General features: G+C 62.7%; 15 protein-coding genes and 2 tRNA genes. 3 read left to right on the forward strand and 14 right to left on the reverse strand.

What is annotated here, in order from left to right; all coding sequences use genetic code 11:
* Positions 1-8: 8 nt before the first annotated feature.
* From AC6UAL_RS00930 to AC6UAL_RS00950, 5 genes are all read right to left on the reverse strand, one after another.
* Complete coding sequence (locus AC6UAL_RS00930) at positions 9-287, reverse strand: hypothetical protein (RefSeq protein ID WP_500681474.1); 279 nt, start codon at positions 285-287, stop codon at positions 9-11.
* A 286-nt stretch (positions 288-573) separates the two neighbouring features.
* The gene (locus AC6UAL_RS00935) at positions 574-1,821 is read right to left on the reverse strand and encodes a 6-phosphofructokinase (protein ID WP_500681475.1); all 1,248 of its coding nucleotides are present in this window, start codon (positions 1,819-1,821) and stop codon (positions 574-576) included.
* Positions 1,822-2,047: 226 nt separating this feature from the next.
* The gene (locus AC6UAL_RS00940) at positions 2,048-3,736 is read right to left on the reverse strand and encodes a M60 family metallopeptidase (RefSeq protein ID WP_500681476.1); all 1,689 of its coding nucleotides are present in this window, start codon (positions 3,734-3,736) and stop codon (positions 2,048-2,050) included.
* A 78-nt stretch (positions 3,737-3,814) separates the two neighbouring features.
* Complete coding sequence (locus AC6UAL_RS00945) at positions 3,815-5,278, reverse strand: RDD family protein (protein ID WP_500681477.1); 1,464 nt, start codon at positions 5,276-5,278, stop codon at positions 3,815-3,817.
* Positions 5,279-5,316: 38 nt separating this feature from the next.
* Positions 5,317-6,972 (reverse strand): FtsX-like permease family protein, encoded by a 1,656-nt coding sequence (locus AC6UAL_RS00950; RefSeq protein WP_500681478.1) that lies wholly within the window; start codon positions 6,970-6,972, stop codon positions 5,317-5,319.
* A gap of 166 nt (positions 6,973-7,138) precedes the next feature.
* Here AC6UAL_RS00950 and trxB point away from each other — a divergent pair, with 166 nt between their 5' ends.
* A complete protein-coding gene (gene trxB, locus AC6UAL_RS00955) occupies positions 7,139-8,074 on the forward strand; it encodes a thioredoxin-disulfide reductase (RefSeq protein ID WP_500681479.1) in 936 nt (311 codons plus the stop codon).
* 57 nt (positions 8,075-8,131) lie between these two features.
* The gene (locus AC6UAL_RS00960) at positions 8,132-8,776 is read left to right on the forward strand and encodes a tetratricopeptide repeat protein (protein ID WP_500681480.1); all 645 of its coding nucleotides are present in this window, start codon (positions 8,132-8,134) and stop codon (positions 8,774-8,776) included.
* A gap of 221 nt (positions 8,777-8,997) precedes the next feature.
* Here AC6UAL_RS00960 and AC6UAL_RS00965 read toward each other — a convergent pair whose 3' ends face one another.
* From AC6UAL_RS00965 to AC6UAL_RS00975, 3 genes are all read right to left on the reverse strand, one after another.
* Positions 8,998-12,498, reverse strand: a complete 3,501-nt coding sequence (locus AC6UAL_RS00965; RefSeq protein WP_500681481.1) for a proline dehydrogenase family protein — start codon at positions 12,496-12,498, stop codon at positions 8,998-9,000.
* Positions 12,499-12,579: 81 nt separating this feature from the next.
* Positions 12,580-13,305 (reverse strand): exosortase-associated EpsI family protein, encoded by a 726-nt coding sequence (locus tag AC6UAL_RS00970; RefSeq protein ID WP_500681482.1) that lies wholly within the window; start codon positions 13,303-13,305, stop codon positions 12,580-12,582.
* Positions 13,302-14,345, reverse strand: a complete 1,044-nt coding sequence (locus AC6UAL_RS00975) for an exosortase/archaeosortase family protein (RefSeq protein ID WP_500681483.1) — start codon at positions 14,343-14,345, stop codon at positions 13,302-13,304. The genes AC6UAL_RS00970 and AC6UAL_RS00975 overlap by 4 nt, the downstream gene beginning before the upstream one ends.
* 99 nt (positions 14,346-14,444) lie before the next feature.
* Between AC6UAL_RS00975 and AC6UAL_RS00980 the strand changes: the two genes are divergently transcribed.
* A complete protein-coding gene (locus AC6UAL_RS00980) occupies positions 14,445-15,374 on the forward strand; it encodes a ribose-phosphate diphosphokinase (protein ID WP_500681484.1) in 930 nt (309 codons plus the stop codon).
* A 204-nt stretch (positions 15,375-15,578) separates the two neighbouring features.
* Here the strand turns inward: AC6UAL_RS00980 and AC6UAL_RS00985 are convergent, their stop codons facing one another.
* From AC6UAL_RS00985 to lgt, 6 genes are all read right to left on the reverse strand, one after another.
* On the reverse strand, positions 15,579-17,114 hold the full coding sequence (locus AC6UAL_RS00985) for a sulfatase-like hydrolase/transferase (RefSeq protein ID WP_500681485.1): 1,536 nt from the start codon (positions 17,112-17,114) through the stop codon (positions 15,579-15,581).
* Between the two features lie 173 nt (positions 17,115-17,287).
* Positions 17,288-19,042: a sodium-dependent transporter gene (locus AC6UAL_RS00990; protein WP_500681486.1), complete on the reverse strand. Its 1,755-nt coding sequence runs from the start codon at positions 19,040-19,042 to the stop codon at positions 17,288-17,290.
* Positions 19,043-19,324: 282 nt separating this feature from the next.
* On the reverse strand, positions 19,325-20,350 hold the full coding sequence (gene fbaA, locus AC6UAL_RS00995; protein ID WP_500681487.1) for a class II fructose-bisphosphate aldolase: 1,026 nt from the start codon (positions 20,348-20,350) through the stop codon (positions 19,325-19,327).
* A gap of 148 nt (positions 20,351-20,498) precedes the next feature.
* Positions 20,499-20,571 (reverse strand) — tRNA-Val (locus AC6UAL_RS01000).
* A 9-nt stretch (positions 20,572-20,580) separates the two neighbouring features.
* Positions 20,581-20,663, reverse strand: a tRNA-Tyr gene (locus tag AC6UAL_RS01005).
* A gap of 77 nt (positions 20,664-20,740) precedes the next feature.
* A complete protein-coding gene (gene lgt / locus AC6UAL_RS01010) occupies positions 20,741-21,730 on the reverse strand; it encodes a prolipoprotein diacylglyceryl transferase (RefSeq protein ID WP_500681488.1) in 990 nt (329 codons plus the stop codon).
* Between the last annotated feature and the right edge of the window lie 18 nt (positions 21,731-21,748).

The raw sequence follows: 21,748 nt of genomic DNA on the forward strand, positions 1-21,748 counted from the left end.
GGGGTAGGTCAGGAGGCGTTCGACGGGGCTTCGGCGGTCTGCGGGGCGCTTTCCACTCCGTTTTTGAATTGCTCAAAGACGGCGCGGGGATCGTCGGGGTTTTTTCGGAGGGCGTCGTAGATGCGGTCGCGCATGTCGATGGCGGCTTTGAAGGCGGCTTCTTCGCTGCCGTATTGGCGGTCTGAAAAATATTTGGTGAATTGATTCCATTTGCGACAGATGCTCAGACGCCATCCTTGGAAGGAGGTGGTCTCGTACGTATAGCGTGTGATGTTGCGTTGGGTCATGGTGTTGGGTTCCTTTCTGCGGAGTTTGCCCGTCGCTTGCTCAGCGGGCTGTTTCTACATTGCCACATCGGGTGGAGTCCTGCAAGCTAACTCGCTAAAAATTAGGCTGTGCTGCACAGTGATAAGGCACCGGGAGCGGTTTGCCTCCCTCGGCGGGTCTCCCCCGGCGGGGCGTCCCCGGCGGGTCGTCCGCACTGGCGCGTCGCCCGACCCAAAAGCAAGACGGCTGCCGCGGGAGGCGGCAGCCGTCGCTTTGAGTGATGTTTCGGCGCGTAGCGCTTCAGCCTCAGCAGGTGGGGCGGGCGAGCACCTTCTTGAGGCGGGCAAAGCGCGGCAGGGCGTTTTCGACCTTCATGCCGGTCTCGCCTTGGATGAGCGGCAGGGCGTAGTCGATAAAGGCCTTTTCGACGCCGTTGCCGGCAGCGTTGATCCACTCGCGCGGCACCTTGCGCTCGAAGTTGGCCACGCTCTCAAGCGGCAGAAGCTTGGTGGAGCAGACGTAGTTGCCGAGGATGCAGTTGCGCTCGAAGGCGACCATCTTGTCGGTGTCGCCGTTGACGGCGGCGTTGACGGCGGTCTTGCCCGCGAGGTAAGCCTCGGTGGCGTCGGTGGTGGAGGCGAGGTGCGTGGCGCAGCGCTGGAGCAGGGAGGGCTCGATGGCGCGCACTTTGGCGCTGACGCGGCCGCGAACGACTTCCGCCAGCTTGTTGGCCAGACCGCCGAGCTGGGCGTGGCCGAAGCCGTCGTTGCTGTTGGTCTTGGCCTCGGAGATGAACTTGCCGTCCTTGTCGTGGATGCCTTCGGAGACGACGACGAAGCACTTGCCGGTGGCGTTGTAGACGCGCTCGACGTCGTTGAGGAAGCTGTCCATATCAAAGTCAACCTCGGGCAGGTAGATGAGGTCGGGGCCGGCGCCGGCGAAGTTGGCCAGAGCAGCCGAGGCGGTGAGCCAGCCGGCGTGGCGCCCCATCACTTCGACGATGGTGACCATGCCCGTGTCGTAGCAGCAGGCGTCGTGCTTGACCTCCATGCAGGAGGTGGCGATGTACTTGGCGGCCGAGGCAAAGCCGGGGCAGTGGTCGGTGCCGTAGAGGTCGTTGTCGATGGTCTTCGGGATGCCCATGACGCGGCACTCATAGCCGTTCTTGAGCATGAACTTCGAAATCTTGTTGCAGGTGTCCATCGAGTCGTTGCCGCCGTTGTAGAAGAAGTAACGGACGTTGAACTTGCGGAAGGTCTCGAGAAGCTTCTCGTAGTCGGTCGGGTCGACGTCGGGATCCTTCATCTTGTAGCGGCAGGTGCCGAGAGCCGAGGCCGGCGTGAACATGAGAAGCTCAAGCTCGGACGGATCCTCTTGGCTCATGTCGTAGAGCTGCTGGTTGAGCACACCCTTGATGCCGTGAGCGGCACCGTAGACGTTGGTGATTTGCGGGGCTGCGAGGGCTGCCTGGACCGCACCGAGGACGCTGGCGTTGATCACGGCGGTAGGGCCGCCGGACTGGCCGATGATGCATGCACCTTTGAGTTCTTTCATATCAGGAATGGTTCGGAGATGTGTTGCTAGGACGGCGTTCGGCCGTCGGGGGGAGGGACGACGCCGTCGCGACGGCGCATTTTATCGCATTTGTTGTCTCGTGACAAGTCCAAAGACCGGCATCGCTTCAGAAAGCTGCGCGCAGGGATGCAAAAAACCGCCTGCAGCTCGGGGCTGCGGGCGGTTTTGATGCTGAGGCACTGCCGCTGCGAGTCAGGGACGGCGGTCAGGGACGGCGGTAGACGGTGCGCTCCTGACCGTCCCACGAGACGGCGTTGACTTGAGTCGAGCCCTCGGGGAAGGCGCAGCGCGTGGTCTGACCGCTGCTGTCGCCGGTGCCGGGCAGGGCGATGCGGATGAGCTTGTCGCCGGCGTAGGTGTAGTAGGCGACGACGTTCTTCCAGTCGGCGTTGGAGACGGTGATGCTGTCGGTGCCGGGGGTGACGCCGACGTTTTCGCTCCCTTGGACGGGCAGGCGCTTGCTGAAGGCCTCAATGCTGTGTGCCGAGATGAGGTGCAGCACTCGGCTGGCCGGCTCCTTGTACTTCCGGCCGTAGGCGCGCGCGTCTTCAATCATCTCTTGGGTGATGGTGATGCGGCCGTCGCCGTAGTCTTCGATCGCGCGGTCGACTTCGCGCAGCAGACCGACGGTCTCAAAGTAGGGCATGAGGTTTTCGCCCGCGACGTCACAGGCGTACTTGCAGAAGCGCACCTGACTTTCGCCGGGGGTGAGCTTGGCGTCGTCTTTGTCGAGGCGGAGCTTTTCGCAGAGGTCGGGGTAGAAGTCGCGGTTGCCCATGCCGGCGATGTTGTAGTAGAGCTCGAGCTGCCAGAAGGGGACGACGGAGACGAAGACGTCACCTCCGTTGGCGTAGTTGTTGAGGTTGGAGGGCCCCATCTGGAAGCGGAAGGGCTCGCGGTTGATGACGGCTCCTTGGAAGAAGGCGTTGAAGCAGCCGCAGGGCATGCTGCCGTCGATGGTGGCCGAGGGGGTGTCCTCCAGCGGCAGGTTGCCCGGGGTGTATTTGTAGCGGACGCGCATGGAGAAGATGTTGTTGGTGGTCTCTCCGGTGCCGTGCCACCTCAGGCCGGGCACGATCTGGTTGATGTGGCCGAACTCGTGCGCGATGGCCCAGTAGTCGAGGTTGTTGACGTTGGTGACGGCGCCCATGACGTCTTCGCTGAAGTAGGCGCTCATGCCGTCGGCATGCATGTAGCCGCCGACGCCGTTGCGACCCATCATGCGGTTGCCGTACCAGCGATTGTATTTGAAGAGGCCGAGCGTGCGGAACTGGTCGCCGATGATGTCATCGTAGATGGCCAGCAGGGGCTCGGCATCGGTCGGGCAGTGCTTGCGCAGGCCTTCCTTGTTGTAGACGAGGTGGGTGTACTTGGTGACGATGTCGAGGTATTCGCTGCCGGGGGCTTTGATGAGCTGCTGCCATTTCGCGGCTCCGTCTCCCTGGCGGTAGACGCCGTTGTTCACGCCGCCTTTGATGCTGATGTCAACGGGGGTGCCCTGGCCGTCGGGGGTGTAGTAGCTGATGTAGGTGAGCCCTTCGTGCGGGAGCTTGACGGTGTTGTCGCCGGGCTGAAGCGCTATCTTGCTGTCTGCGTTGACACTCGCTTCTTCAAAGGAGTGGATCAGCAGGAAGATGGGGGCGGAGGGTTGCCCGTTGACACGGATGTGCAGGGTTTCATCTTTTCGGCCGAAGATGCCGGTGGCGTTTTCGTAGCGGTCGTAGTTGCGCGATTTGTATTCTTTGGCCAGCGCGTCGATGTCCTTGTAGGGACGGGCCGTCATCTGCACCTCGGCTGCGGGTGCGGGTGCCGCAGCGGGGACGTCGGCACGGAGGCAGGGTGCGAGGGTGCCGATGCTGAGGGCTACGGCACTGAGCAGGGTCATGGTGTTCATGTCGGTTGTATGGTTGTGTGCTTTGCCTGCGATGACCGCCCGGCATCAGAGGTGGCGGGGCGGTGTATCAGGAAGGGGTTATGACGGATGAGCCGCGCGCGCTTCCGGAGCCGGGACGACGGGTGCCGGGCTCTCGGTGGTCGCAGCGGGTATGGTCGAGTTGATTTTTCGGGTTGCGGCGTCGAGCAGATTGCTGACGCGGTCAAGAACGTTGATGAGACGGTCGACAAGGGGGTGTTGGTCGCTGTCTGCGGCTGCGGGTGATGGCGCGTCGGCCGCAGCGGGTGAGGGCGAGACGGGCGGTGCCGTCGTTGCAGGCGTCGCTGTTGCAGGCGTGGCTTCAGACGGTGTCGTTGCCGCGGGTGCGGCTGTTGCAGGCGTGGCCGCGGACGGTGCGGCTCCGGCGCTTGCCGGGGCGGTCGATGCGCCGGGTGCGGTTGCGGGTGCTGCGGCGGGCGCGGCTGCGGGAGCGGCGGTGCTGCCTCGGCGCGGTGATGCCTGCGGGTCGTCAAGGCTTTCACCCAGCAGGGCGGAGAGCTGGCGGGTGCTGCCGGGATGCTGCGATTCCAGGTCCTCAATCAGGGGCGCTGCCCAGAGGTTCATGATGGTCAGGGACATGGAAATGAAACTGCCGAAGATGATCACGAAGCCCAGCATGGTGCGCTCGGTGCTCGACGGGCGAACCTGCACGGGGATGGTGCTGCAGTTGGCATCCCAGTTCGTGATGCCTCGCCGGCGCAGCTGCCAGAGGGCCAGCAGGCCGGTCAGCGGCATGAGCGGGATGATCATCAGGCCGCAGCCCAGCGCAAAGACAATGGCCGAGCGCATGAATCCGCGCACGACGCTCAATCGCTCCGCCTCGCCGAAAATACTCAGGCGTATGCCCATGAGCGCCTTGCCCGGTGTCGTGCCGAAGCGCGACAGCAGGATGCCCTCGAGCAGCAGGCAGGGCAGCCAGACGTACACCGAGCCCGGCAACAGGTTCGGGCTGTACTCGATGCCCAGCATGCCGACGACGATGTAAAACAGCGCGATGTAGAGAGCGTAATCAATCATGCGCGCCATGAGGCGCGCGCCCGGCGAGGGCAGAAAGACGCGACGAACGTCTGCGCCGGCCGGAGCGTCGAGCCCCTCGGGCGGCAGGGGCGGCAGCGGCGGCAGAGTGGGTTCTGCATGCTCGTCGCGGCCGGACGGCCCGACGCCCGCCCCGTGGGGCGCGTCGGCCGGGGTGGCGGGGCGCGGCTCGGGCGTTTCGCGTCCTTCGTCGCCCTGCCGATCTCGGGCTAACTGCTCGAGGGGGGATTGGACGGGCAACTCATCGGCATCGTCTCGATCAGCATCCTCGGGCTGCGCGCTTCTCTCCTCAAGCTCGTTGAGAAAGTCGCTGAGCGCGGGCAGCTCGCGCAGCGGCATCCATTGCTTGCACCCGGCGTGCCATCCCTTGGTGTCGGGGCTGATTTCGCCCATCTGCACCAGCGAGATGACGTCGGGTACGGTGGCCGGGCCGCATCGGCGCTTGTCTTTGATCCAGTAGATATCCATGTCGTTTCTGGCAGCAGTCGGTTGAGAGAGTTGAGGAATCAGTTGGAACGGAGCGCCTTTGACGGATCCTGCCGCGAGACAAAGATAGCCGGTATGGTGGAGGCGACGATGACCATCACGAAGGCCTTGAAGGCCTGCCAGCCGAACATGCCGAAGTCAAACACCGCCGGCAGCCGGATGCCGTGCGGCTGCATGGGGAAGGGATCGAGGTTGACGGCTGCGAGGAAGGCCTGAATCTCCAGACGGTTGTGCAGCACCAGCAGCGCCAGCCCGACACCCATGGCCGCTCCCAGCAGGCCGATGATGACGCCCTGCCACGCAAAGATGCCCACGATTTTGCCCGGGGTAGCCCCGATGGCTTGCAGAACGGCGATTTCTCTCTTGCGCTGCATCGAGACGGTGAACATGACGGCCATGATGCAGAAGCCGGCAATCAGCGAGATGATGGAGAGCACGAAGCTCATCATGACGCGCTCGTTGGCGATGAGCTTGTGCCATTGCTCGAAGCGGTCGCTCCACGGGGTGACCAGCCAATCAAGCCCCATGGGGTACTCCTCGGTCGAGGCGCTCAGGTCGGGCAGGATGCGGCCGACGGCGTCGGCGACTTCCTCGGGGCGGTTCGGGTCGCTGAGGCGCAGGCTGAAGGTTTGAATTTTGTCTTCGCCGTTTTCCGAGTAGCCGAGGGCATCCTGCGCGATGGTGAGCGGCACGTAGAGCCCCGGCCCGGCCAAGTTCTCGGGGAACTGGTAGAGGGCGATGACTTCGAGGTCGGTGGGCATGACCATTTCGTTGATGCTCTTGGCGGCTTTGCCGTCTTCGCGGTCTCGGTCAAGGGCGTCCGTCGCGGCGACGGCGTCGTCCCAGTTTTTCCGGTCGTCGGAGGTGTACGGGGCTCCGGCCGGATGCCCGGCGGTGAGTTCGAAGAAGCGGTCGCGCAGTTCGCGCTCGCCGGGGCGAAGGCGGTCGTCGGTGAGTCGGCAGAGGATGCCCGTCATGTGCTCGATTTTTTCGGGCGAGACGCGCAGACCGTCGCCGTCGGGCTCGGCGCCGTCAAAGAAGCCGGCGATGGCATCGCGGAACTCCTTGTCTTCCTGCATGGCGAGCGGCTCCTGAATGAGGGAGTAGATGCGCCCGGCCTCTTCAATGCCGCCGGCCAGGGGCGTCATGGTGATGGTGTCGCCGACGCGGATGCCGAGCTGCCGAGCGACCGGCGCGGACATGATGCAGAGCGGGTCGAGGCCCTCACCGAGGTCGGCATTGCCCTCCACAATCATCTCGTTGAGCGGCTGCATCTGCGCGGCGTTCGTCGGATCCACCGAGGTGAAGGTGACGGTTTGCAGGTTGTTGCCGAGGTTGATGCTGGCCTGCCCGTCGATCTGCGAGTAGGCGCAGGTGACGCCGGGGATGGCCGCGAGTTGCTTCTCAATCTCGAAGCGGTCGACCTGCTTGTTGCTGATGGGGACGCTTTGCTGAGCATCCCAGAGGGAGACCTGAACGTGCGGAATGAAGGTCAGGATGCGCTCGTCCACTTCCTTCTGCAAGCCTTCCATGACAGAGAGTACGACGATGAGCACCATGACGCCCAGAGCCACGCCGAAGGTGCAGATGAGGGTGATGATGGAGAATACGGTGCGCAGGGGGTTCAGGTACCTCACTGCAAGCATCAGGCTCAGGTTGCGTCGCAAGATCTTCATGTCAGCCCCGCTAGTATGGGCGATAATGCTTCACTGTGCAAGCCTAAATACAGCCATGCGCTCATCTTGTCGCCTGCCCGCCGGGGCCGCCGCCTGTTTGTTTCGCCGCCGTCGGTTGACGCATTATCCGCTTGCCTGCGCCTTGCTCTGTGGTACAATAGCGGCAATGGACGAACAACTCATTATTATCGGAACCGGCCCTGCCGGCTACACGGCTGCGCTTTACGCCGCCCGCGCCAATCTCTCGCCGCTCGTCTTCACCGGAGGGCAGATCGGCGGGCAGCTGACGACGACGACCGAGGTCGAAAACTTTCCGGGCTTCCCCGACGGGATTATGGGGCCGGAGCTGATGTTCAACATGAGTCAGCAGGCCGAGAAGTTCGGGGCTCGCTACGCGTATGAAAGTGTGGTTTCGGTCTCTCAGGAGGCCTGCACGGGGCTCTTCACGGTGACGACGACGGGCGGAGCCTACAAGGCCAAAGCGGTGATTGTGGCCACGGGTGCGACGGCGCGCTACCTCGGTCTGGAGGGTGAAAAAGAGCTCATCGGCCACGGCCTGACGGCCTGTGCGACCTGCGACGGCTCGTTTTACCGCGATGTGCCCGTCTGCGTGGTGGGCGGCGGCGACAGCGCCTGTGAGGAGGCGAGCTTCCTGACGCGTTTCGCGTCGAAGGTGTATCTGATTCATCGCCGCGACAGTCTGCGCGCCAGCAAGGCCATGCAGCAACGCGTGCTGAATGATGCGAAGATTGAGCCGATTTGGAACGCGACGATTTGCGCCTACCGGAAGGACGAAAGCGGCGAGCTCTGCGGGGTGACGCTTCAGGATACGGTGACGGGCGAGACGCGCCCGCTCGAGCTCAAGTGTGTCTTCATGGCCATCGGACACACGCCCAACAGCGCCTTCCTCGGCGATCTTGTCGATCGCGATGCCGCCGGATTCATCATCCGCCCGACGGGCGGTTCGGCGACGAAGACGCCCGGCCTTTTCGCCGCGGGCGACGTTGCCGACGCCGTCTACAAGCAGGCGATTTCCGCCGCAGGCATGGGCTGCTGGGCGGCTCTGGACGCCGAGCGCTATCTGCTCAGTCTTGAAGCTTGAGCCCGCTTCGCTCTGAACTTTCTCGTCTTTTCACCACCAAACCTATTACATATGCATATGAAAATCTCTCGCTCGATGATTCCCTCCCTGTTCGCTGCTGCCTTGCTGAGTGCTTGCGGCTCGGTCGAACAGACGGTTCAGGAGGCCAAGTCCTACTACGGCGCCAAAAATTACGAAGAGGCGCTGCCTCTGCTGCGCGAGGCGGCTGAGGCCGGCGATGCCGATTGCCAGCTGATGCTGGCTCGCTGCTACGATTTCAGCCAAGGCGTGCCGCAGAACATGACGGAGGCGGCCAAGTGGTACCGCGCGGCTGCCGATCAGGGCAACAGCGATGCACAGGACAACCTCGGCACCTGCTACTTCAACGGTCAGGGTGTCCCTCGCGATGAGGCTCAGGCCGCCTATTGGTACAAGAAGGCGGCCGAACAAAACAACCCTTACGCCCTCAACAACCTCGGCCTCTGCTACCGCAACGGGCAGGGCGTGGTGAAGGACGACGTGGCGGCGATGAATTGCTTCCTGCGCGCGGCTCAGCTCAACAACCGAGCGGCGCAGTACAACCTCGGCCGCTGCTACTTCCACGGCCTCGGCACGCCGAAGGATGAGCAGGCAGCCCGGTTCTGGATTTCAAAGGCGGCTGAGGCCGGTCACGCCGACGCGCGCGCCTTCATGCAGGATCATCACTGGGGCGCCGTGCTCTGAGAACTCGGGCGCCCGAAGCACGCCTCGAGCGCGCTTCGCCCCGTTTCTTCTCCCCCGGGCCGTTGAGGCGGCTCGGGGGCTTTTTCTCTTGCCGCTCGCGCGCCGATGCGGCAAAAGCCGACACGCGCGAGCCCGCACCCGCGAGCCGACACGGGCGCTCCCGACCTCAAACGGGGCTGCGCCGTCCGCCGCATGCGCGACGATGCGGCGGCCTCAGGCGATCAGTTGGTATCGGCATCGTCGAGAAGATTGCCGTAGCGCGCGGTGCGGCGCGTGACGACCAACTCGCGGAGATAGTGCAGCATCTCGATGCGCCCGTTGGCTACGACGCGCGCCGTGTCGAGCCGCAGGCCGCAGTCTTTGGCGGCGGCGATGGTCTCAGCCGTCGCGAAGCAGTCGCGCACGCGCACGCCGCGCTTGGCAAAATCGCTGAAGCGCTGCAGGTAATCGCTGCGGCTCTCTTCGGTGACGCTGACTTTCAGCGGCGTGAGCTCGCGGAGCATCCAGGGGCGCATGCTCTCGCAGCTCAGCTCGATGTCGCAGCCGAGGCGCAGAGCCGCCATGAGAGCGATGCCGAGATCGGCGTCGCTGCAAGCATCGTCCGCCCTCAGGCAGACGGGGCAGGCTTTGTAGCTCAGCTCGGTCGTTTCTCCCGGCTTGGAATCCAGCAGGTGGCGCGTGCTGAACTCCTGCGTCCACCAGTAGGAAATCGAATCGGCGGCAGCCGTGAGCCTCGTGAAGTCTTCCGGGTCGGGCTTGGGTTGCAGTTGCTCCCAAGGCGCAAAGGGCACATCGCGCTGCTTGCCGCGGCGCTGCGGGCGCCCCGTTTCATCCCAGCGGCAGAGAGCCGTGAGGTAGTTCACGCTGCCGGCCTTGGGCGTAAAGCCGTTGCATGCTTCGCGCCACCCGCCGAAGGGAATGAGACCGGGCTGAGGCTCGGGGCAGCAGTTGATGCCCTGATTGCCCACGCGAATCTTTTTGCGCCAGAGCTTGCGAACCTCGTTGCTGAGCGTGTAGACAATGGCCATCTGCCCGCCGCTGAGCTTGTTTTGTAGCTCGATCGCCTCCTCGGCATCGGCCACCTTCATGAGAGCGATGATGGGCAGATTGCGGCAGTTGCGCGCGTAGAGACCGTCGCGTCGAATGTTGATGCGCACGCCCGGCGTGCGAATCTGCGTGCCCACCGTAGCGAGGTAGGGCTGCACCAGCCACTCGCCGTCACCCTCCACGCCGCTGAGCAGCTCCAGCGCCTCCTCCGAAGGAGCCGCGGCCATCGGGCCGAGGTCGCATCCCTCGACCCAGCCGGGCTCGGCCGTCAGCGAGGTCACGAGATCGTGCAGCGCCGCGATGAAATGCTGATTGTCGCAGAGCGCGGCATGCACCAGCACAACGTGCGGGCAGCTCACGCAACGGCCGCTTCGCCTCAGCGCGGCACGGCTCAGGTCGCGCACGGCCTGCCTCCAGTCGCACTGGGCATCGAGGTAGGCCACGCACTGGCCGAGGTCGGCCTCAATCAGGTGACAGGCGGGGTTGGCCTCCAGCAGGCGCCGACGGCTGCGCGGACTCAGCGCCGCGATGACGGCACTGACGCGCGGATCGCTCATGAGGCAATGAGCCATCTCATTGTCCAGACAGGGAACGAGCTGCAAAGCCGGATCATTCATGCCGACCTTCCTCATCAGGTCGCAGAGCCTCAGGCCGAGCATCATCGATGCCATGGCCGGCTTGTAGATGATGACGTTGCCCGTGACCCAAGCCGCGGCTATGGCGGAAACGGCCTCCTCAACCGGGCGGTTGGGCGACGGCGCCACCACGACAAGCCCCAGCGGCGCCGGGCGCGTACCGTCCGGGAAACCGTCCTGCGTGATGGCGCGGGCATAGAGGCGGCAGGCGTCGGCAGCATTTCTCAGCTCCGCATCGGCTTGGCTGAGCGTATAGCCCGCATCCTTGACCATGAGGCCGGCGAGCTCTTCGCAGGCATCCTCCAGCATGCGGGCGAGCCGCAGCAGGGTTTTGGCGCGCTGCTCGGCCGGCAGAGGCTCGCCTCGGGCGGCCTCCGCAGCGCGGTTGAGCACGCGGCGCAGCCCCTTGTAATCCGCCACACTAAAGCGGTATTCCACCAGACCGGGCACCGTCAGCGAGCGGTGCACGTATGTCAGATTGCTCGTGTACGGCTCGCCGGCAATGTTAATCTGAAGCGTGTCAGGCTGCATCTCGCGGGCCTTGTTGGCCTCGTGATAGAGCGCATCGATGTGCGAGCGTTCCAGCATGCGCGCCAGCCCCGTGCTCTCGAAGGTCGCCGATTCGTGGCGCCCCGTCTGCGAATCGCTCGCGCGATCAATCGAAGCGAGGAAGTGCTGCCGCATCTTGTTCCACTCCATCGAGTCCGTTTCAACCGCATAGCCGGCCGAGAGAAAACCGTCGGGCAGAGCCAGCTCGTTGAGCAGCGTAATGAGATAGTGCTCGAACTCCGCTTCCGCGCCCGTCGCCGTCGCGAAACTGCGCAGCGTAACATCCGCCCCCTGCTTGGCCAGCAGGCGCGCCTGGTGATTGCCCAAGCCCGCCGTGAGGAGAATGCCCGGCATGCCCTTCTTGCCGCTGCTGGCCCAGAGCAGAAGCCCGTAGGCGAGATCAAAGCAGCTGTGCGTACCGATCATCGGCACAATCGCCCCCTTCGACTCGACCATAGCCACGCGCAGCAGGCGCTTGAAGCGGCGATCCGTCTCGAGCTTGTTGCGACTCAGCGGCGCGCGCTGACCGTAGAGGTGGTTGAGCTGCTGCTCCTCCATGAGGTGAGAGCCCTTGATGATGGCCACCGGCAGAGGCGGCTTGCCCTTGGCGCAACGCGCCGAAGCCCAGTTAATGAGATCCCGCAGCGCCGTCTGCGACGAACTCAGATAAGCCGGCAGCTCAATCACAAGCTCCGCGGGCATCTTCGGCAGCTCCTCATACACGCGGCAGAAGGCATCGATCACGATGGCCATCACATCAGAGCGCCCCGCCTCCAGCAGCAGACGCCTCCCCGACGGCGAACCGCCGGCCGCCTTGAGCAGGTGCAGCAGCTTCTCCTTGAGCTTGGCAGCCCCCTGTTCCGGCGAATAGGCCGAGAGCAGGGGGCAGAGACGCAGCGGATCAATCACAATGCCCGCCTCCTGCTGCTTGCTGAGAATGCCCTCGAGATTGCGTTGGTATTTTTCGGCGCCGGCGTTGCCGAAAGTGTCCGGCGCAAGCGGAGCGACAACCGAGCGAATACCCGCCTTGTTCAGCTCGCGGATGCGCTTGGACGCCTTGTCCAGCTCGGGCGGCAGCGTCAACTCGCCGAAGGTCGCTTGGAAAACGCGCCTCACCTCAGACATGGCCGCAGCCTGAAGACTGCGCGGCGCGATCGCGGCCCCCTTGAGCCTGATCTTGCCCATCGTGCTGAAGAGATTCGGGATGCCGTTGAACTCCGCGATGAGCTTGCGCAGCTGTTCGGAGCGGGACTGAAGATCCGAGCTGAAAAACACCAGCGAGCAGAGACTGCGGACGAAGCGCCGATTGCGCTTCTCCGTCGCCAAGCGACTCAGCGCCGCCAGCAAAACACGCTCCGAAGAATTGAGCTGGCGCAGAGCACTCTTCTGCAATTCGGCCGCAAGGGGAAGCGCCTGCCGGGCCAGGCTTTGGTCATCCCATTTTCTCTTTCGGATTTGTTCGAGATGAAAACTGATGTCAGATGCGGCCATAAGTTGAGAGGATAGTATCACTGGCGAACCCCGTTACGCAAGCGAAAACTGTGCCTTCAGCCCGCTCGGCGGGCAAGAAAATCATCGGGATGAGCCTTCGTTTTCGAGCAACTCGGGCATCAGATCCGCGATGAGTTGCCGCAGTCGTTCGTCGGTTCTCGCCTCGCCCTCGGGATCGTCGGGGCGGTACGAACCGCCGACTTGGAAGTAGGCCCAGCGCTGCACCTTCCCCTTAAACACGCGGTCGCAGATGTCCAGAAAGGTGCGCATGAGGTGCGAGGAGCAAACGTGACCGTGGCCGACGAAGACGTAATAGTGAATATAGCGCACGCGCTCCTTGCGCTCTCCCTCTTCGCGAATGACCGTCGAAGTGAGGCGCGTGAAAGTCAGGCTGCGCCCGTCTCTGAGCGTCAGCTCACGTGCCGAGCCGAGCAGGTTGATATGCCCTTGAGCCGGGAGACAGCGCTCGGGGCGGTGAATGGACGAGTTCATATCATTGCCCGAGTAAATAATCGAAACGACCAGCGGCTCATCGTCGATCTCCCGAGTAATGGGGTTAACCCGGCAATAGATGGCCTTGCTGAAGCGCGTATCGGCAGCGAGGATGGCGCGTTCCTGCTCGCTTTCCTGCGTGCGATGGCCGTACCAGCCTGCCGGGGCAAAGCCCGTCGGCAGATCGGGGCTGATATCCGACTCGAGAATCGTGAGTTCGCGGGGCAGCACCCAGATCATGCCGAGCACGAATGACAGCAGCAGAGCCGGGCTCAGCGCCCTCAGCCATGCCCCCAAGGCGGTGCATCGCTTCATTGCTTCTCCTCCTTTCCTTCACCGCGGACGCGCTCGCTCGGCTCATCGAGCGGCCTTTGCTTCGTCACCTCCGGCAAATCGCCGTCCTTCTCTCCGTGGTTCCCGTGGCGCCGCATCACCACGCGCCCGCGGTGCAGCCAAACCCATTCGCCCGCCAGCAAGCTGTGCAGCAAAGCCAGACAGACCAAACTCGCCGGGAAGAAAAACAGCAGACCCGACCAGTCATGCCAAGTCTTGCCCGCGAAAGCCGGGCTCACGTACTCGGCGCAGATGAAGATACTCGCCACGCGAATGGCGTTGGCGACAATCGAGATCGGAATCGCGGAAAGCCCCAGCACAAGGCGCTTCCAGAGGCTGAGCCCGTCTGCCAGATACCCCCAAGCGGCGGAAATCATCAGCAGAGCCATCAGCGAGCGCATGCCCGAGCAACCGCCGGCGATATTGAAAGCATCCCAATCCCCCGAAGCCGAACTCACATTCGTGCCCTCCAGAATCGTCTCGACCCCGAAGAACCCCGCCAGCAAGTGCGACCCCTTCGCCGCCATCAGCTGAAGCCCCACCGTCGCCTGCTGAAAACCCGGCAGCGGAATAGCCAGCCACAAAAAGAAACAGGGAAAAGCGCAGTGCAACGCCGCGCGCCGCCCCGAGCGGCACCACACCAGCCCGCACAGCAGAAAGGGAAGAGCCCCCCAAGCCACGCGCGGCTGCTGCGAGCGCACCGCCAACAGGCAGAGCAAAGCCCCGAGCAGCAGCACCCAGAGCCCCGTCAGACTGCCCTTGAGCTCCGCCCCCTTCAGACCGTTGCAGGCGTGAATAAAGAGGTAGACGGCAAAGACCGGCACCAAGCCGCCATGCTCGTAATCGTTCTCCTTATTCCAAGCGGAAAGCAGCCACGTGACCGCATCCTGACTCCCCTGCACGTAGGCGGGATAGGTGAAATAAAACAGGAGCAGGATAAGCGCGCAGAGGGCGATATTGATGTTATCTTTTGATAATAATGACAATAGAGAAAAATTCCTCTGGTGCGGAGAATCGGACATGCGAAAAAAATCAGCGACGTTGCGCTTTTAGTATTGCTATTTTCGCCAAAATGTCAAGAATAGACGGCGCACACACTCCCCCCCCTCAATCATCAGCATATGAAAATCATCAGCGGCACTGCACATCCCCAATTAGCCAAGGACATTGCCAACGAGCTGGGTCTACCGCTCTGCGACGCGATGGTCACCACCTTCCCCGATGGCGAGAGCTTCGTCCAGATCGAGGAGTCCATCCGCGGTGAAGACGTCTTCATCGTTCAGCCGACCTGCCCGCCGACGAACCACAACCTCATGGAGCTGCTCGTGATGGTGGATGCCGTGCGCCGCGCCAGCGCCAGCCGCATCACCGCCGTGATGCCCTTCTACGGCTATGCGCGTCAGGATCGCAAAGACAAGCCCAGAGTGCCCATCACCTCCAAGCTCGTCGCCAACCTGCTGACGGCCGCCGGCGTCAACCGCGTGCTGACCATGGATCTGCACGCAGCCCAGATTCAGGGCTTCTTCGAGATTCCCGTCGATCACCTGGTCTCCGTCCCCGTTCTCATTCACCACCTGCGCGAGCACTACGTCACCGACCTCGACAACCTCGTCGTCGTCTCGCCCGACATCGGCGGCGTGAAGAACGCCAAGAGCTACGCCAACCTGCTGGGTACCCAGCTGGCCATCGTCGCCAAGCAGCGCATCTCGGCCACGGAAGTCGATGCCCACGCCGTCATCGGCGACGTCGCCGGCAAAGACGTGATCATGGTTGATGACATGACCGAGTCGGGCGGCACCCTTTGCGCCGCCGCCGCCGTGCTGAAGGAACACGGCGCTGCCCGCATCTTCGCCGGCGTCTCCCACGGCGTGCTCAACGACACGGCTCGCGAACGCCTGGCCAAGAGCCCCATCGAGCGACTCCTCTGCTCGGACTCCGTCCCCATGGCCTGGGGCGAACAGGTTGACACCGTCAGCATCGCACCGCTCTTCGCCAAGGCCATTCAGAGCATCCACGACAACTCTTCCGTCACCCACCTCTTCGAGGTGTGAGCGCACCCCTTGCCCCCGGCTGCGAGGCTCCGCCCTCCCCGCCGCTCGGCAAGAAAACGCGACACAAAACCGCCGCCCCGACATCGGGACGGCGGTTTTGCATCTCAGCGAAAGCACGCCTCAGCGCGACCCCGGCTCACGGCCCTGACGCAGAGCCCGGACAGCGCTGCGGCAACCCTGACGCAACCCTGACGCCGCACGGCCTCACTGCGGCCTCACCGATTCGCGAATCTCGCGCAAGAGAGACTCGAAGCGCTGCAACTGCTCGGCGGGCGCCGCCGGAGCCAGATCCCTCTCCTCCCGCGGATCGCGGCTCAGATCATAGAGCCGCGCCGGCTGACGGCGCCACGGCTCCACATACTTGAGCGCACCGACGCGCAGCGCCAAGCGATTATTCATCCCCTGCTGCTCTACCAAGCAGCCTCGCCCCTGCGCATCGCGCCCCATCAGCGCATCCAGCTGCACCTCACTGTCCGGCATCGAACCCTCGGGCACCTCCACGCCCGCCAGCACGGCCAGCGAACGCGCGAGATCAACCTGACTCACCAAAGCCGCCGAGCGCCCCGGAGCCACCCTCCCCGGCCAGCACACCACAAACGGAACACGCGTCCCGCCCTCGAGAATACCGTACTTGCCGCCGGAGTGCGGCGCCGCCGGATTGTGAGCCGCGCAGGCCTCATCCGAACCGTCGAGGTAACCGTCATTGATCACCGGGCCATTGTCACTCGTGAAAATGAAAAGACAATCATCCGCGTACCCGGCCTCCTCGAGAGCCCGGCGGATGCGCCCCAGCGAATCATCCATCTGCAGCGTCACATCACCGCGAATACCCAAGCCGCTCTTGCCGCGGAAGCGCCGGTGCGGGTCGCGCGGCACGTGGATATCATTCGTGCAGAAATAAAGAAAAATCGGCCGCCCCGCACTCTCGCGGATAAAATTCACCGCCTCATCCGTGATCCGATCGGCAAGATCCTGATCCCGCCAAAGCGCGGCTGAGCCGCCCCGCATATGCCCGATGCGCGAAATACCGTCGATAATCGTGCAGGCGTGCTGCGCGTTGCGCGGACGCCCCCAGGGCTTGAGCAACTCCGGATGCGTCTCCGCCGTCTTCTCCTCATCAAAGCGGAATCCCGGCTCGTAACTCACCTCGATGGGATCCTTCGGGTCGAGCCCCACCACCGTACCGTTGCGCAAAAAAACACAGGGAACGCGATCCGCCGTCGCCGCCATGATAAACGAATAATCGAAGCCCACCTCACGAGGCCCGGGCGCAATCGGCGCATTCCAATTCGTCGGCTGATTGCCGCGCCCCAACCCGAGGTGCCACTTGCCGATAGCCGCCGTGCGGTAGCCTGCCAGCTGCATCGCGGCAGGCAGCGTCAGCGCCTCCTGCTTCGTCGGCAGAATCAACTTGGCGTCGCCGTCGAGGACACCCGTACCCCGCTGGCGCCAAGCATACTTGCCCGTCAGCAACGAGAAACGCGACGGCGTGCAGACCGACGTCGTACTGTGAGCATCCGTGAAGAGTAAACCCTCGCCCGCCAGTCGATCCAGATTCGGGCAAGGAACCTCGGCACAACCATAAGTCGACGTATCGTGCAGACCGAGATCATCGGCAAGAAAAATCACGATCGCACGCGGCCTGTCGGGCTGAGCAGGGTGCTGCTCAGCAGTCGAATCCGCGTGCAAGGGCAGCAGACTCAAAACGGCAAAGATAACGGAAAAGAACAGCCTGAACATGCCCCCAGTCTAGCACAGAGAGCCCAGCGTGTCAATCCGCAATCCCGCCGCACTTTCTCGGCATGCTCAATCAATGCGATCCGTATCCTGCTTGCATAAACGGATGAGGCATGCAATCATCAGCCCCCAGACGGCGCTGATGGAAAGAATCATCGTAACAATACCGGCAAAGGTCATGAAATCGGAATGCGATCAGTTTCAGGTTGTTTCTCGAGCTTGCGTTTGTGGCGGTAGCGAGACGTGCGCACCACAAAGGTCATAAAGACACCCGTGAGCAGAACCCAGCCGAGCGGAATCAACGCCCCGGGCTCAGCATGGAGAATATTGCGAATCTGGGGGCAGAGCGTCACAAAGGCATTCTGATACACCCAGGAAGCAAAAATAGCGAAAAGAATCAGCGGCGTCACCCAGTTGAGCACAAAGCCGAGCGCACGCGGAATCGGCAGCAGCGCGCCGCGCTGTAGCTCGCGCAGCCCGTTCTTCGTGCCCCAGATAAAGCGGAAAATCACCAGATAAAGCGTCGTAATGATGTAGAGGAACATCGTGCCGATCCAGAAATCCATCGTATCGAGCGCCATCATCCCCCCGCCCGTGAACCAGGAAACAATCAGCGCCCCGGCCGTCATCAACGCAGCCACCAGCGTTGTGCTCTGCGTGCGCTTCAGATCCCAGAACTCCTCGAGGAAAGCCATTGCCGGCTGAAGCAGAGAAATCGAACTCGTCACCGCCGCGAGCGAAAGCAAAACGAAAAACAAGGTGCCGAAAAGCTGCCCGGCCGGCATACTCGCAAAAACCTGCGGCAGCACATTAAAGCCCAGCCCGAAGGTACTCGCCCCCGCTGCCGCCGCCACACCCAGCAGCGAAACCGTCGCCGGCACAATCATCATCCCCGCAATCCCCACCTCCACCACCTCATTGGCAGCGTTGGCCGTCAGCGAGCCCAGAGCAATATCGTGCCCGCGCGGCACGTAACTCGCGTACGTACAAATCGTCCCGAACCCGATGGAAAGCGAGAAGAAAATCTGCCCGGCCGCCGTAATCCAAAGCTGCGGATTGAGCAGGCTTTGACCGAGCGAAAGACGGCGCTCCTCGATGCGAGCATCAGGGAAGTCGGCCTGCGTTCGCTCGATAAACTCGCGGCGCTGCTCGGGCGTAGCCGTATGCGGAATCATATTCACCGTGCGCTCCGTCGTCCGTCCGTCCGCCTCACTGACCGCCACCAGCATCGTCTTGGCGGGATTCCACATATAACCGAGCCCCTCATTGACATTGCGTTCGGGATGCGACGCATCCGGCGTACCGAGCGTCAGCACGCGCACCATCACGATAATCGCCGTCAACAGCAGCACCGGAATACTCCACTTGCAGAACCACTCGATGCCCTTCGTCACCCCGCGGTAAACCAAAAAGAGATTCAGCAGCAGTGCCAAACCGAAGAAAATCAGCAGTGTGCTCTGCCCCGGCTCAAAAATGGCACCGTCGTGCGACGCCCCCACGAAAGACGAGAAAAACGCGCCGAACTCCTCACTGCTACTCAGGTTGAGATCCCCGACCGCCGTGTGGTAGGCGTAGCCCAGCGTCCATCCCTCCAGATACATGTAATACATGCTGATGCTCAGCGGAGCCAGCACCGCGAAAATGCCCAGATACTTCCACACGTGCGAGCGCGTGATATTGAAGAAAATCGAAGCCGTCGAGTGGCCGCCGCCGATGCCGCCGCGGCGTCCCAGCGTCCATTCCACCCACGAGAGCGGAATACCCAGCAGCAGAAAAGCCGTAAAGTAGGCAATCATGAAGGCCCCGCCGCCGTACTGAGCCGCCAGTCCCGGGAAGCGCAGAAAGTTGCCGAAGCCGATCGCACTGCCCGCCACGGCCAGAATGACGCCGAGCTTCGAGTTCCAGTTTTCAGAATGCTTCTGAGCAGGCATAGGCAACATCATACCATGCTAAAGCCATAAGTCAAGCCCGTAGCGCAGGTGGCGAACGCTCGAGCAAACGACAATGTATGAGAGACAGGGCGGCGGGGAAGGGGACTCCGGTCTCGCTGCCGCAGAAGGCTACACGCTGTTTCCGCGCTGACTTTGCACGGAATCGGTCGCCCGCTCGCGCTGCCGGAGGCGTGCGGCTCCGACACGCGCGAGCCGAAAAAAAGCGCGCGGCTGAATGCAGCCGCGCGCGTCATATGGATGAGTGACTCAGTGATCGAGAACTCAGATCTGGCCGAAGAGCGTCTTGCCCTCGGAGAGCAGATCGGAGGCAGCGACCTTGAGGCGCTCGCAGATACCCTGCTCACCCTTCTTCAGGTAAGAGCGCGGATCGTAGACCTTCTTGTTGCCGACCTCGCCGTCGATCTTGAGCATGCCGTCAATGTTCTGGCACATGTGCATCACGATCGGCTTCGAGAAAGCGTACTGCGTATCCGTGTCGATGTTCATCTTGACCACGCCGTAGGAGATAGCCTCGCGGATGTCGCAGAGATCGGAGCCGGAACCGCCGTGGAACACCAGGCGCATATCCTTGCCGTACTTGTCCATCACAGCCTTCTGGCCGTCGCGGAGAATCTTGGGCTCCAGCTTCACGGCACCGGGCTTGTAGACGCCGTGCACATTGCCGAAGGTGGCAGCCAGCATGAACTCGCCGAGACCGTTGAGCGTCTCGTAGGTCAGCAGCATATCCTCGGGCGAGGTGTAGAGCTTGGCAGCGTGCTGGCCGGAGTTGTCAACACCGTCTTCCTCACCGCCGACAACACCGATCTCGATCTCGAGAACGATGCCGACCTCGGCGCACTCCTTGAGCATCTGCTTGGAGATCTCGAGGTTCTTGGCCATGGGCAGGGCGGAAGCGTCAAGCATGTGGGAGTTGAAGAGCGGGCCCTGGCCGGCGGCGATGCGCTTCTTGGACTCGGCGATCAGGGGGCGCAGGAAGCTGTCGATCTTATCGGCCTGGCAGTGGTCGGTGTGCAGAGCCACCAGCACATCGTACTTCTCAGCGAGGCGATGCACGGCCTCAGCGAGCACGATGGCACCCGTGGCGGAATCCTTCACGGCCGTGCCGGAAGCAAACTGACCGCCGCCGAGGGAAATCTGGATGATACCGTCGGACTTGGCCTCAGCGAAAGCCTTGAGAGCGCCGTTGATGACCTCGATCGTGGTGACATTGATGGCCGGGTAGGCATAGCCCTTCTCCTTGGCCGTGTTGAGCATCTTGATGTACTGTTCTTGAGTAGGTACAGGCATGATCTGAATGGGGTTGAATGTTGAGTGTGCCGGGCACACCTTTCGCGGCTGCATTTTAGCGCATATCGGAATGTTTGGCAAGAAGAAATTAAAGAGCGGCAGCGCAAAAGCAGGAAGGCTCATCCGCATCGGGATGAGCCTTCAGGCGTACGGGGGATAGGACTCGAACCTACGACCTCCACCATGTCAAGGTGTTGCTCTACCAACTGAGCTACCTCCGCTTTGGAGAATGGGCAGGGATGGATTCGAACCATCGAAAGCAAACGCTAGCAGATTTACAGTCTGCCCCCTTTGACCGCTCGGGAACCTACCCATTTCTGTTTTGCAGGCCACCGATGTGGCGTGCGGGGGCATTTTACACGCAGCCGGCCTACTTGGCAAGCTTTTTTTTCACTTTTTTTCGATCAGCGTCATTTTTCCGGCTTTGGCGCGGCGGTAAGACGAGACGGCAAAGCCGATGCCCAAGACGACCAGACCCAGCGAAAGGAGCTGACCCTGAGTGATTCCGTGCCACACGCCGGCATCGGGCTCCTTGAGGCATTCCGAGGCGATGCGCGCGATCGCGTAGATGAAACAGAAGAGAGCGCAGAAAGTGCCGTCCGGGGCATTCTTCCACTTGATGCGCGTCACAATGAGCACGGCAAAGAGCAGCAGACCCTCGCTCGCCGCCTCAAAAAGCTGGCTGGGCCAGCGGTAGTGAAGAAAAGGCTCCACCGCCGCGCAGACCGCATCATTCGTGCGGCAGAGCTCCGCAATCATCCCCGGCGTGTGAATCGCCGTCTCGGGCGCCGCCTGCTGCGCGGCCACGGCTGCCTGCATCAGCTGATCGGGAGCCAGCTCATAAATCTCCTGCGGGAACTTCATCGCCAGCGGATTGTCCGCCGACGTGATGCGCCCGTAGAGCTCCCCGTTGATGAAATTCGCCAGTCGGCCGAAGAAGAGGCCGATGGGCGCCACAATGGCCAAGCCGTCCAGCACCCCGGGGAAAGAAAGCTTGTGGCTGCGCGCATAAAACAGCGCCACCAGCAGCACGCCGAGCATGCCGCCGTGAGACGCCATACCGCCCTCCCACACGCGGAAAACCCAAGTCGGATCCTCCGCCAGACCGCTCAAACCCTTCTCGGGCAGCCAGTAGAAGAAAAACTCCCCGAGCCGTCCGCCGGCCAGCACCCCCAGCAGGCAGACCCACGTGATGAAATCGCCCAGCTTGTCGGGCTTGACGCAGTAGAGCCCCCGGCGCGAAATCTTGAGCAGGGCCCAATAGCCCAAGAGAAAACCGCAGACATAGGCGAGACCGTACCACCGGACCGCCAGCGGCGTATCGGGAATCTCTATCAGAACGGGATTGAGACGATGAACGTAGGTGGCGAGAATGTTCATGACGAGGGCGCTTATAAC

The organism is Candidatus Parakkermansia intestinigallinarum (genome assembly GCF_944389695.1).
In the GTDB taxonomy this organism is placed as follows: Bacteria; Verrucomicrobiota; Verrucomicrobiia; order Verrucomicrobiales; family Akkermansiaceae; genus Akkermansia; species Akkermansia intestinigallinarum.

Excerpts from the sequence above, each read along its gene's own strand:
- AC6UAL_RS00930 (WP_500681474.1), bottom strand. The coding sequence starts at position 287 with ATGACCCAACGCAACATCACACGCTATACGTACGAGACCACCTCCTTC.
- AC6UAL_RS00935 (WP_500681475.1), bottom strand. The coding sequence starts at position 1,821 with ATGAAAGAACTCAAAGGTGCATGCATCATCGGCCAGTCCGGCGGCCCT.
- AC6UAL_RS00940 (WP_500681476.1), bottom strand. The coding sequence starts at position 3,736 with ATGAACACCATGACCCTGCTCAGTGCCGTAGCCCTCAGCATCGGCACC.
- AC6UAL_RS00945 (WP_500681477.1), bottom strand. The coding sequence starts at position 5,278 with ATGGATATCTACTGGATCAAAGACAAGCGCCGATGCGGCCCGGCCACC.
- AC6UAL_RS00950 (WP_500681478.1), bottom strand. The coding sequence starts at position 6,972 with ATGAAGATCTTGCGACGCAACCTGAGCCTGATGCTTGCAGTGAGGTAC.
- trxB (WP_500681479.1), top strand. The coding sequence starts at position 7,139 with ATGGACGAACAACTCATTATTATCGGAACCGGCCCTGCCGGCTACACG.
- AC6UAL_RS00960 (WP_500681480.1), top strand. The coding sequence starts at position 8,132 with ATGAAAATCTCTCGCTCGATGATTCCCTCCCTGTTCGCTGCTGCCTTG.
- AC6UAL_RS00965 (WP_500681481.1), bottom strand. The coding sequence starts at position 12,498 with ATGGCCGCATCTGACATCAGTTTTCATCTCGAACAAATCCGAAAGAGA.
- AC6UAL_RS00970 (WP_500681482.1), bottom strand. The coding sequence starts at position 13,305 with ATGAAGCGATGCACCGCCTTGGGGGCATGGCTGAGGGCGCTGAGCCCG.
- AC6UAL_RS00975 (WP_500681483.1), bottom strand. The coding sequence starts at position 14,345 with ATGTCCGATTCTCCGCACCAGAGGAATTTTTCTCTATTGTCATTATTA.
- AC6UAL_RS00980 (WP_500681484.1), top strand. The coding sequence starts at position 14,445 with ATGAAAATCATCAGCGGCACTGCACATCCCCAATTAGCCAAGGACATT.
- AC6UAL_RS00985 (WP_500681485.1), bottom strand. The coding sequence starts at position 17,114 with ATGTTCAGGCTGTTCTTTTCCGTTATCTTTGCCGTTTTGAGTCTGCTG.
- AC6UAL_RS00990 (WP_500681486.1), bottom strand. The coding sequence starts at position 19,042 with ATGCCTGCTCAGAAGCATTCTGAAAACTGGAACTCGAAGCTCGGCGTC.
- fbaA (WP_500681487.1), bottom strand. The coding sequence starts at position 20,350 with ATGCCTGTACCTACTCAAGAACAGTACATCAAGATGCTCAACACGGCC.
- lgt (WP_500681488.1), bottom strand. The coding sequence starts at position 21,730 with ATGAACATTCTCGCCACCTACGTTCATCGTCTCAATCCCGTTCTGATA.